Raw genomic sequence first — 10,845 nt, 5'->3', positions numbered from 1 at the left:
GAAGGAACGCAGCGAGCGAGCATCGACGCGACGACTACCCTCGGCGACGGCGGCGAGGGCGAACCGGTCGAAGTCGAGAGGCGGGGTGGTCGCCGACCACCTCGAAGTCGAGGCATCCGACGACGATGGCCGTCGAGATGCGCGCATCGACGTTAAGGCGAAATCACTGCGCTCGTCGGCCCGAACGGGAGCGGCAAGAGTACCATGTCATCCTTCGAACCACCTCGAACCCGACTCCGGCGTCGTCGACGCTTCGAGAGTAACCTGTGCGAAGGACTGCACGGGAACTCGGCCACCTCTCGCAAGAGAACGACTCGCCGGGCGGCATCCGGTCGAGGAACTGAGTTCGATACCCCCACCGCGGATTCTTCGACTCCGTGTCGGCCGAGGACCACGAGGCCGTCGAGCGAGCCATCGACCTCGCGGGCGAACGACCTCCTGGGACGAGTCGTGGTGGACAGCGGCGGCCAGAAGCAGTTGGTCTGGATAGCGATGGTGCTGGCGCAGGAGACCGACGTGCTGTTGCTCGACGAACCGACGACGTTCCTCGACCTCCACCACCAACTCCGGGTGATGGAGACGGTCAGCCGCCTCAACGAGGAGGAGGGCGTCACCGTGGCGGTTGTCCTCCACGACCTGTCGCAGGCGGTCCGGTTCGCCGACTACATCATCGCCATGAACGACGGCGGCATCTACGACTGGGGACCGCCCGGGGAGGTCGTGACCGAGCAACTGCTGGCCGACGTATTCGGCGTGGACGCCGCGGTGACGCGGTCACCGGAACTCCGGATTCAGCCCAAGCGGGCGCTTCCAGACGAGTAGGTCGCGGCGCGACCCACCTCCAGTCGAAACAGTCGACGCACAGGAACCACCCGAAGCGTCGGACTCGCCGGACGCGTCCGCTCAGTGTTCGATGGTCGTAATCTCCTCGACGGGCCACTGGCTCAGAATCTCGACGCCGTTCTCGCGGACGACCACCATCTCCTCGACGCGGACGCCCTGTCGGTCGGCGGGGCGCATCGTCTCGACGGCCATCGTCATCCCCTCCTCGATTTCGATGGGGTGGTCGGGCGAGAGGCCCCGCCAAATTAGCGGGACCTCGTAGAGTTGAAGCCCCAGACCGTGCGCCCAGTGGTTGGTGGTCATCTCCCAGAACTCGTCGGCACCGTACCAGTCCATCTGTTCGCCCGCCTCGTCCGGGAAGCCCTCGCAGATTTCGTCGGTCGTCGCACCGGGTTCGATGCGTTCGAGCACGTCGTAGAGGTCGTCGCGGGCCTTCTCGTAGGCGTCCTGCTGGGCCTGCGTGGGTTCGCCCACGCTGAAGGTGCGGTAGTAACAGGAGCGGTAGCCCATGAACCCGATGTTGTAGAAGTCGGCGTAGACGAGGTCACCCGGCCGAATCACGCGGTCGGTGGTGTTGGCCTGATGCTTGGGCCACGTGTTCGGTCCGGAGGTGACGTACCCGCCCTGCACCATCGCGCCGAGTCGCCAGAGTTCCTTCGTGGCCTCGCCCCAGACCTCGGACTCGCGCATGCCGGGCTTTGCGGTCTCGGTGATGCGCTGGAATCCGGCCTCGCAGAGCGCGGCGACCATCCGCAGGCACTCGATTTCGTCGCGGGTCTTGACCTTCCGGGCGTCCTCCATCACGTCGGCGCACTCGCCGGGGCGCACGTCCACGCCGCGCTCCTCGAACTTCGAGAGGAGCGACCGATTCCCCACGTCGATTCCCATCGGCTCTTTCTCGACGCCGTACTCCGCCATCGCCTCGACCACGAGGTCGGCCATCTTGTCCTTCAACCAGTCGCGGGCCGAACTGCTACCGGACGCCCGCGGGACGTTCCCGAGTCCGGGCGCGGCGTACCGGATGTCGTCGAGCCACGGGCAGTTGAACCGCTGGTTGCTGGCGTGGTCGGCGGTGTCCCAGTGGACCACGTCGCCGTCTTCGGTGAGGAGAGTGTAGTGGTCGGCCCCGCTCCCGCCGGTCATGGCGAGGCCGGTGACGTACCGGACGTTGGGGTCGTTCACGAGGAGCATGCTCCCGAGTCCGGCCTCCCGCATGCGTTCGAGCGCGCTCCTTGCGCTCGCGGCGCATGCGCTGGAAGTCGATGCGCTCCTCCCAATCGACGCCCATCGTGCCGCGAGTGCCTTCCATGAAATCGCGTTGATAGAATCCCATGGGCTGGGTTACATCGAGAGACGTAATGAAAGTAGGTGACGGAACGGGGCAGTGACGGTTCGGTGCGGGACTACCGGAAGTGGTCGGCCTTGCTGGCGATGTAGGCGACGATGAGGACGTCGATTATCAGGGAGACGACGCTGAACGTCAGGAGGTCGAGAACCGCAGCGAGGGCGTACAGTCGGATTCCCCACTTGTAGCCCCACTGCTGGAGCGACCAGAGGCCGGTGAGGACGACTCCTTTGCGACGACGAGCGCGAGTCCCGCGAGTCCGATAACGGCGGAGGGGCCGCCGCGACCGATGACGTCGAGCATCCCGACGAATGAGAAGAACACGCCGAGGAACCCGAGGACGCAGAGTATCGTGATTCCGAGCGGTCTCCCGCGCGAGCGACTGTCGTAGTTGGAGGGCATCGTCCCGAAATCCGGAGGGCGTCGGAATAAGTTTTGTCGTGTCGTCGAATGCATCTGAGCCAGCATCGGGGAGCGCCGTCCGTGTTCGGCCCGCGGACGAACGACCGTAGCAGAACATTTACTTTCGCAGAGACGACACGTATCGGACATGTCCTACGAGACCGTCGGTTCGCTGAAAAGTGCGGGTCTATTAATCGCCGGACTCCTCGTCGGTGCAACGACCGCACTCGCGACGGACGGCGTCGTCCCCACAGCGCTCGTCATGGCCGCGACGTTCGCAGTGCTGATTCTACAGGACCGCTACGGCTCGTAGACGCGCTGGAGTCACGGGTCGGGGTCGCGACGGGAACGGAAGACATAGCACTGCGGATCGGTTATCCGCAGACGAATGTCGTGGTACGTCCTCCTCGTCGCCGGTCTGTTCGAAGTCGCGTGGGCCGTGGGTCTGGAGTACTCCGACGGACTCTCGAAACCCGTCCCGACCGCCGCCACCGTGGTCGCGCTGATAGTCAGCATGCTCCTGCTGGCGAAGGCGGTCGAGGACCTGCCCGTGGGGACCGCATACGCGGTCTGGACCGGTATCGGGGCGGTCGGAACCGCGACGCTCGGCATCGTCCTGTTCGACGAACCCGCCGACCTCGCGCGAATCGCGTTCATCGGCGTCATCGTCGTCGGCATCGCGGGGCTTCACCTCGCCTCCGGCGGGCACTGAGGGCCCGGCGAGCGGACGGCCCGTCCCGACCGCCGCGTAGTTTTATGAGCGCGCCACCTGTTAGGTGGAATATGTACAAGCACGTCGCGTTGCTCGTTCGGCAAGACGACATGACTCACGAGGAGTTCGTGGACTACTGGCAGAACGAACACACCCCCATCGCCCGCGAAATCGAGGGCGTCACGCGCTACCAGACCGTCCTGCCGACCGACCCCGAGAACGCCGAGTTCGACGGCATCGCCGAACTCTACTTCGAGGACTTGGACGCCCTCCACGACGCACTCGGCAGCGAGGGAAGCCGCGACTACGACCCCGACAGGGGTAAGGCCAAGGAGGCCCGCGAGGACGTGGACAACTTCCTCGCTATCGACCGACGACCGCGATTCATCGGCGAGGAGAAAGTTCAAAAAGACGAGGTGAACGGCGAGACCGACGGACTGTACAAGCACTCGGCGTTCCTCGTCCGGAAGGAGGGGATGACTCACGAGGAGTTCGTGGACCACTGGCAGAACGAACACACCCCCATCGCCCGCGAAATCGAGGGCGTCGTGAAGTACAACACGGTCCTGCCGACCGACCCCGAGAACGCCGAGTTCGACGGCGTCGCCGAACTCTACTTCGAGGACTTGGACGCCCTCCACGACGCCCTCGGCAGCGAGGGAAGCCGCGACTACGACCCCGACAGGGGTAAGGCCAAGGAGGCCCGCGAGGACGTGGACAACTTCCTCGCCATCGACGAGCGGCCCCGGTTCATCGGCCGGGAGACCGTCCAGAAGGACGAGACGGGAAACTGAGACGGAACTCGGCCGGACAGTCGGCGACGAACGCGACTACGACGGATCCCTTTGTTGCCGCCCGCTTCGGTTCGTAGCGTCCCAACATCTCGCTCGTAAAACATTAAGACGCTCCCGGCCGACCGTCGTGGTATGGAAATCGGGACCGGACTGTTCACCTGCCAGCGGCGGCCCGACGACGACAGGTCGACGACCGAACTCTACGACGAGATGCTGACGCTCGGCCGGGCCATCGACGACGCGGGCCTCGCCAGCGCGTGGGTCTCCGAACACCACTTCGAGGAGGACGGCTACCTCTCGGCGACGATGCCGACGCTCGGTGCGCTGGCGGCCGAGACCGAGCGCGTCGAACTCGGCACTTGCATCGCGCTGGCACCGCTCTACGACGGGGTCCGCCTCGCGGAGGACGCCGCGACGGTGGACCTGCTCTCGGCGGGCCGACTCACCCTCGGTCTCGCCATCGGGTCGAATCCGACCGAGTTCGAGCAGTTCGGCGTCCCGCGCGAGGAGCGCGTCGAGCGGATGCGCGACACCACCGACCTCCTGCGGGCGGCGTGGTCCGAGGGGCCGCTGGAGTACGACGCGGAGTTCCACGACGTGTCGCCCGACGCGAGCGTCACGCCCAAGCCCGAGTCGGACATTCCCGTCATGTACGGCGGGTCCGCGAAACCCGCGGTCCGCCGGGCGGCGCGCGTGGCCGACGCGTGGTGCGCGCCCTCGGCGCTCTCCGTCGAGGGCGTCCGCAAGCGCGTCGAGGACGTCCGGACCGTCCGCGAGGAGGAGGACATCGACGGGGAGTTCCAGATATACGTCCTCCAGCACGGATTCGTCGGCGAGTCGCGTGACGAGGCGTGGGAGGCGATGAAAGAGGGGTACTTCTACATCCAGCGACGCTACGCCGAGATATTCTCGGGCGAGGAAGTCGAGGAACTCGACGGCGAGCGAAAGCAGGAGTTGAAGGAGCAGGCCGTCTTCGGGACGCCGGAACAAGTCGTCGAACAGTTGGAGGAGTACCGCGACGCCTTGGGCGACGACGTTCACTTCGTCCTCCGGACGTACCACCCCGGCGTCGGCACCGACCGGATGGTCGAGTGCGTCGAGCGATTGGGCGAGGAAGTGGTGCCGCACTTCGAGTGAGGCGGTCCGGACGTTCGAGCGCGTCTCGGGAGGGAACGAATGGCAGCGAAGCGAGGGTTATTTCGGCGGCGTCGGGGCTACATCCTACACAATAGTTTATTATCGAAGATTCCGCATAAGTGGTATGGGGCACGAAAGCAGTCAGCACGGTAGGGGGCGAACGACGGAGCAGGGCGGCGACGGACGCACTTCTCGACGGAACGTTCTCAGACTCGCCGGAATCGCGGGGACGGGGGCATTGGCAGGGTGTATCGGAGGCGCAGGTCTCGGCGGCGGGCAGAACATCGACACCGTGACCTACGGCGTGCTGAGTCCGATGACGGGACCGTACGGCGGACTCGCGGAGGGCCAGCGGAACGGCGCGAAACTCGCGGTCCAGCACGTCAACGAGAGCGACCAGTTCAGTTTCGAGATGGAGGCGGTGTACGAGGACACCGAGGCCGACACCGCGACCGGGCGACAGGTGGCCCAGAAGGTGGTCCAGCAGGACGACGCGCAGTTTCTCATGGGCGCGATTTCGAGTTCGACCGCGCTCGCGCTCAACTCGTTCGCGGCGAACGAGGAGGTCGTCTACAACCCCGGCGCGGCGGCGATGAACATCACGGGCGCGAAGTGCAACGAGTGGGTGTTCCGGGCCGAGACCCACACCGCACAAATCGCGGAGGCGGTCGCCCCGTGGACCGCGAACAACGTCGGGACGAGCGTCTGGTTCCACATCGCCGACTACGCCTACGGCCAGTCTGTCCGCCGCGAGTGGAAGTCTCGAATGAGCGAGGCCAGCGACGAGTTCACCGAGGTCGGGGTCTCGCGGTCGCAACTCGGCGCGAGCAACTATGGGTCGTACGTCAGTCAGATAAGCAACTCCGAGGCAGACGTTGCGGTGCTGGGGATGACCGGTGGGGACCTCATCAACTTCACCAAGCAGGCCGCCAATCAGGGCCTGAAGCAGGACGTGGAACTGGTGAGTCCAACGATGACGTTTCAGGTCGTCCGGAACGCGCTCGGGCCGGCGGCGTACGGCACTTACGGCGGGGTCCGGTACAACGCGCAGGTCGAGACAGGCGACAATCAGGAGTTCGTGTCGGCCTACCGGGACGCGTACGGTTCGACCCCCGACAGTTTCGCCCGGGTCGCCTACGACTCCATCCGGATGACCGCCCACGGCATCGAGGAGGCCGGGACGAACGACCCCGAAGCGGTCAAGGACACCCTGCCGGGGCTTGAGGTGCCCAGCGTCTTCGGTCCGAACGAGTTCCGGCAGTGCGACCATCAGGCCACCAACCCCGTCTGGGCCGGGGAGAACGTCCAACCGGACTCGGGCGACGCCGCGAGGGTGGCGCTCCGCAAGAAGGTCGAGGGGCAGAACGCCATCCCGTCCTGCGAACAGACGAACTGCGACCTCTGACATGGTCGGGGTCACGGGGTTCGCCGAGCAACTGCTGAACGGGGTGACCATCGGGATGGTCTACGTCCTGATAGCCGCGGGACTGTCGGTCATCTTCGGCGTGATGGACGTCATCAACTTCGCGCACGGCGAACTGTTCGCGCTGGGCGCGTACTTCGCGTTCGCAGTCGTCGCGCCCTTCGGCGGTGCGGGGTTCTGGGTCGCGCTGGTGGTCGCGCCCCTGCTCGTCGGCGTAGTGGGCGCGGTCATCGAGCGTCTCACCCTCCGACCGCTCTACGACCGGAGTCCGCTCTACCACATCCTGCTGACCTTCGGACTGGTGTTGATGCTCAACGACGTCATCACCTTCTTCTGGGGCAAGCAGTCGAAGGCGCTGGCCGCACCGCCGATTCTGGACGGGCCGGTCACGATTCTCGGCGTCACCAACTCGCTGTACAGTTACTTCATCGTCGCGTTCGGCGCGGTCCTGTCGCTGGCGACGTGGTGGGCGCTGAACGAGACCCGGTTCGGTCTGGTCGTGCGCGCCGGGTCGATGGACCGCGAGATGGTCCGGAACCTCGGCATCGACATAGACCGGTACTACACCCTCGTCTTCGGGGTCGGGGCGGCGCTCGCGGCGGTCGCAGGGGTCGTCCTCGGGGCCTACCAGAACGTCAATCCGGGCATGGGGAACACGGTCATCATCCCCGCGTTCGTCATCGTCGTGCTGGGCGGTCTCGGCAGTTTCCGCGGCGCGGTCGTGGGCGGCCTGACGGTCGGCGTCGTCCAGACGCTCACGCGCACCTACCTCCCGGTGTTGGAGGGTCTGGTCGTGTTCGTGCTGATGATAGGCATCTTACTCGTCAAACCCGAGGGACTGTACGGTACCTCCGCCGCGGAGGAGTCGGGCGACTCGGAGGGCGAACTGCTCGCCGGTCGGGGCCGTGGCGTGCTGACCGACCGACAGCGGGCCGGACTCGGGGCGGCCACAGTCGGCCTACTCGCCGTCGTCCCCCTCGGCGTCGAGGTGCTCTACTCCGAGTACGTCCTGACGCTGCTCTCGGACGTCCTCGTCTGGGCGCTGTTCGCGCTCAGCCTCGACTTCGTGATGGGCTACGCCGGACTCGTCTCGCTGGGCCACGCGCTGTTCTACGGGACCGGGGCCTACGCCGCGGTGCTGGTCCTCCTCCACGTGACGCCCTCGGCGTTCGTCGCGCTCGCTGTCGCCGTCGTCGTCTGCGCGGCCATCGCGTGGGCCATCGGCCACGTCTCGATTCGGGTCTCGGGCGTCTACTTCTCGATGATCACGCTGGCGTTCGCCCAGTTGTTCTACCGGGCTGTCTTCAAGTTCGAGTGGACCGGCGGGAGCGACGGCCTGTTCGGCGCGGAGGTGCTGTACGGAATCGGCGGGGCCGCGATGGAGTTGGACGAAATCGCCGAGATGGTACCACTCGTGGGCGAGGACGGCCTGTTCTACTACTTCCTGCTCGCCACCGTGGTCGGGTCGTACCTCGTCGCGCGCCGGATGATGCGCGCCCCGTTCGGCAGCGTCCTCCAGTCCATCAGGGAGAGCGAGCGCCGGACCGAGTTCGTGGGCTACGACGTGACCGCCTACAAGCGCCGGGCGTTCGTCGTCAGCGGCGCGATGGCGGGGCTGGCGGGCGGCCTGTTCGCGGTCCAGAACCAGTTCGTCGCGCCGTCGCTGCTGTTCTGGCTCAACTCCGGCGAAGTCGTCGTGATGACCGTCCTCGGCGGGATGGGGACCCTCTACGGTCCGATGGTCGGCTCGGGCGTCTACATCGGGTTCGAGGACCTGCTGTCGTCGTACACCGACCAGTGGCAGTTCTTCCTCGGACTCGTGTTCGTAATCTTCGTCATCGCCCTCCCGCGGGGACTCGTTTCACTCCCCGAGAAACTGCTGGAGGCCGCAGGCGGCCGAACCGGCGCGCGCGAGGGGCGCGGCGAGGACGAACCGCTCGCCGAGGAGGTGAACGAGTGATGGCGGCGGCCGACGACGCCCCCGAGTCCGACGCCGGGACCGACCCCGTCCTCCGGGCGGACGGGTTGACCAAGCGGTTCGGCGACTTCGTGGCCCTCGACGGTGTGGACCTCGAAGTCGAAGCGGGGGAGTTCCGGAGCGTCATCGGACCGAACGGGGCGGGCAAGACTACGCTGTTCAACTGCCTCAGCGGGGCGCTCCGACCGACCGCCGGGTCGGTCTACTTCCGGGGCGAAGACGTGACCCGGACCGCGCCCCACGAGCGCGTCCGGCGCGGGATGGGCCGGTCGTTCCAGATAAGCACCGTCTTCGGCGGCCTGTCGGTCCGGGAGAACGTCCGGTTGGCGGCCCAGTCGGTGGCCGAGGGCGAGGGACGGATTTCGCTCCCCCGGAAGTTGTTCAGTCCGACCGACCGATTCGGAGCGGTCGAGTCGCGGACCGACGAGGTACTGTCCGAGATAGGGTTGGAGCGTCGGGCCGACGAGTACGCCAGAGCGCTGGCCCACGGCGACCGGCGGCGACTCGAACTCGGACTGGTGCTGGCGACCGACCCCGACCTCGTGTTGTTGGACGAACCGACCGCGGGAATGGGGAGCGAGGAGACCCGAGACACGATAGCGCTCGTCGAGGAGGTGCTGGCCGACCGGACGCTGCTGCTCATCGAACACGATATCGACCTCGTGATGAACGTCTCGGACAGCGTGACGGTTCTCCACCGCGGGCAAGTGCTGGCGACCGGAACCCCCGAGCGCATCGCGGACGACGACGAGGTTCAGCGGGCCTACCTCGGAGGTGTTCGGGAGTGAGCGACGAGTTCCGCGGCGCGGCGGAATCGGGACGGTTGGACGCCGGGGCCTGCGAGGACCCCTGCTCGACGTGTCCGGTCTGGTCGCGGGGTACGGCGCGACCGAGGTCCTGCACGGCGTGTCGCTCTGCGTCGGCGAGGGCGAGGTCGTCTCGCTGGTCGGTCGGAACGGCGCGGGCAAGACCACCACCCTGCGGTCGGTCGTCGGCAACGTCGTCCCCTCCGACGGGAGCGTCGTCTTCCGGGGCGAAGACGTGACTCGACTCTCGCCCGAGGAGACGGTCCGGCGGAACGTCGCGTTCGTGCCCGAGGAGCGACGCATCTTCCCGGGCCTGACGGTGGCCGAGAACCTCCGCGTCGGCCAGTTGGGCGGGGGCGACACCGCCGACCCGCGCGACCCGGAGGAGGTGCTGGCGGAGTTCGAGAACCTCCGCGAGCACCCCGACCGGAAGGGCGCGGCGCTGTCGGGCGGCGAACAGCAGATGCTGGCCATCGCCCGGGCGCTGGTCGCGGGCGCGGACCTGCTCCTTCTGGACGAACCGACCGAGGGTCTCGCGCCCTACGTCGTCCGACAGGTCGAAGACCTCGTGAACGGCCTGAACGACGAGGGCATCTCGGTCCTGCTGGTCGAGCAGAACGTGGAGGTGGCGCTCGAACTCGCGGACCGCCACTACGTGCTGGACCGCGGCGAAATCGTCTACCACGGGACGAGCGACCAGTTGCGCGACGACGAGGCGGTGCTCGACCGCCATCTGGGCGTGACGACCTGAGCGCGGACGCGTGGGCGGACGACCCGAGTGCGGACCCCGCCGGGGACCGTCCCGAACGAGCGACCAAACACTAATGTCGCACGAAACCTAAACTGACTAATATGAACAAGCTACTCCGACTCGGCGGATGGGCGTTCCTCGGTCTGGTCCTCCTCTGGGTCGTCGCGAAAGTCGTGGGCGTCGTCCTCGGAGTCGTCTCGTGGCTGGTGAGTACCCTCGTGTCGCTTCTGGTCGTCGCCGTCCTGCTGTACCTCGCGTACCTCCTCGTTTCGAGGTTCGTGGGCGGTAGTGGCGGCGCGAAATCCCGGTCGCGGTCCCGGTCGCGCGAGCGAGAGAAGATATACGAGTAGAGCGCTTCTCCGAGTGAACGCGTTCGGTGAGTCGGTCGCGGCCGAGTCGTCGGCAACGCGGGCCGAAGGCGGTCAGCCGTACAGGACCAGCAGGAGGAAGAAGACCGCGAGAAAGCCCAGTAAGACCAGTATCGCCTTCGTCGTTCCCCCCATCCGTATCGAGTGTCTCGACCCGGTGACGTCCGCGTCCATCCCGCCGCCGTCTTCTCCGAACATGCTCGGAACACTCACCGCCACGTGGATAAATCCCCTCGTTCGGGTAACGCTCTCGACACGACGAGCCGAATCCCCGCGCTGGAGTGCT

General features: G+C 66.6%; 11 protein-coding genes and 2 pseudogenes. 10 read left to right on the top strand and 3 right to left on the bottom strand.

Annotated features, from left to right (window positions below):
• Positions 1-162: 162 nt before the first annotated feature.
• Positions 163-822 (top strand): annotated as a pseudogene (locus tag NGM06_RS20550) (ABC transporter ATP-binding protein); the annotation flags it as partial.
• An 81-nt stretch (positions 823-903) separates the two neighbouring features.
• On the opposite strand, the pseudogene NGM06_RS20545 reads toward NGM06_RS20550, so the two are convergent.
• Together NGM06_RS20545 and NGM06_RS20540 are read right to left on the bottom strand one after the other, a co-directional pair.
• Positions 904-2,176: pseudogene (locus tag NGM06_RS20545) on the bottom strand (M24 family metallopeptidase).
• 147 nt (positions 2,177-2,323) lie between these two features.
• Positions 2,324-2,590, bottom strand: coding sequence for a hypothetical protein (locus NGM06_RS20540; RefSeq protein ID WP_254270272.1), 267 nt, complete (start codon positions 2,588-2,590; stop codon positions 2,324-2,326).
• 148 nt (positions 2,591-2,738) lie between these two features.
• Here NGM06_RS20540 and NGM06_RS20535 point away from each other — a divergent pair, with 148 nt between their 5' ends.
• The 9 genes from NGM06_RS20535 to NGM06_RS20495 all read left to right on the top strand — a co-directional run bounded on the left by NGM06_RS20535 (position 2,739) and on the right by NGM06_RS20495 (position 10,541).
• Positions 2,739-2,903 carry a hypothetical protein gene (locus NGM06_RS20535; RefSeq protein ID WP_254270271.1) on the top strand — a complete coding sequence of 55 codons (165 nt, stop codon included), beginning with the start codon at positions 2,739-2,741 and terminating at the stop codon, positions 2,901-2,903.
• 75 nt (positions 2,904-2,978) lie between these two features.
• Positions 2,979-3,302 carry a quaternary ammonium compound efflux SMR transporter SugE gene (gene sugE / locus NGM06_RS20530; protein WP_254270270.1) on the top strand — a complete coding sequence of 108 codons (324 nt, stop codon included), beginning with the start codon at positions 2,979-2,981 and terminating at the stop codon, positions 3,300-3,302.
• Positions 3,303-3,373: 71 nt separating this feature from the next.
• Positions 3,374-4,096, top strand: coding sequence for an EthD domain-containing protein (locus tag NGM06_RS20525; protein ID WP_254270269.1), 723 nt, complete (start codon positions 3,374-3,376; stop codon positions 4,094-4,096).
• Positions 4,097-4,228: 132 nt separating this feature from the next.
• Positions 4,229-5,233: an LLM class flavin-dependent oxidoreductase gene (locus NGM06_RS20520; protein ID WP_254270268.1), complete on the top strand. Its 1,005-nt coding sequence runs from the start codon at positions 4,229-4,231 to the stop codon at positions 5,231-5,233.
• Positions 5,234-5,357: 124 nt separating this feature from the next.
• A complete protein-coding gene (locus NGM06_RS20515; RefSeq protein WP_256568009.1) occupies positions 5,358-6,638 on the top strand; it encodes an ABC transporter substrate-binding protein in 1,281 nt (426 codons plus the stop codon).
• A gap of 1 nt (position 6,639) precedes the next feature.
• On the top strand, positions 6,640-8,616 hold the full coding sequence (locus tag NGM06_RS20510) for an ABC transporter permease (RefSeq protein WP_254270267.1): 1,977 nt from the start codon (positions 6,640-6,642) through the stop codon (positions 8,614-8,616).
• A complete protein-coding gene (locus tag NGM06_RS20505) occupies positions 8,616-9,422 on the top strand; it encodes an ABC transporter ATP-binding protein (RefSeq protein WP_254270266.1) in 807 nt (268 codons plus the stop codon). The genes NGM06_RS20510 and NGM06_RS20505 overlap by 1 nt, the downstream gene beginning before the upstream one ends.
• 61 nt (positions 9,423-9,483) lie before the next feature.
• Entirely contained in the window at positions 9,484-10,191 is a 708-nt protein-coding gene (locus NGM06_RS20500) for an ABC transporter ATP-binding protein (RefSeq protein WP_254270448.1), read from the top strand.
• Positions 10,192-10,292: 101 nt separating this feature from the next.
• Positions 10,293-10,541 (top strand): hypothetical protein, encoded by a 249-nt coding sequence (locus NGM06_RS20495; RefSeq protein ID WP_254270265.1) that lies wholly within the window; start codon positions 10,293-10,295, stop codon positions 10,539-10,541.
• A gap of 72 nt (positions 10,542-10,613) precedes the next feature.
• Here NGM06_RS20495 and NGM06_RS20490 read toward each other — a convergent pair whose 3' ends face one another.
• Positions 10,614-10,757, bottom strand: a complete 144-nt coding sequence (locus NGM06_RS20490) for a hypothetical protein (RefSeq protein WP_163522992.1) — start codon at positions 10,755-10,757, stop codon at positions 10,614-10,616.
• Positions 10,758-10,845 lie beyond the last annotated feature (88 nt).

Source organism: Halorussus aquaticus, from assembly GCF_024218795.1.
Lineage (GTDB): Archaea > Halobacteriota > Halobacteria > Halobacteriales > Haladaptataceae > Halorussus > Halorussus aquaticus.
Note: the sequence above shows the minus strand (reverse complement) of the source record. Positions and strands in the feature narration are given on the sequence as shown.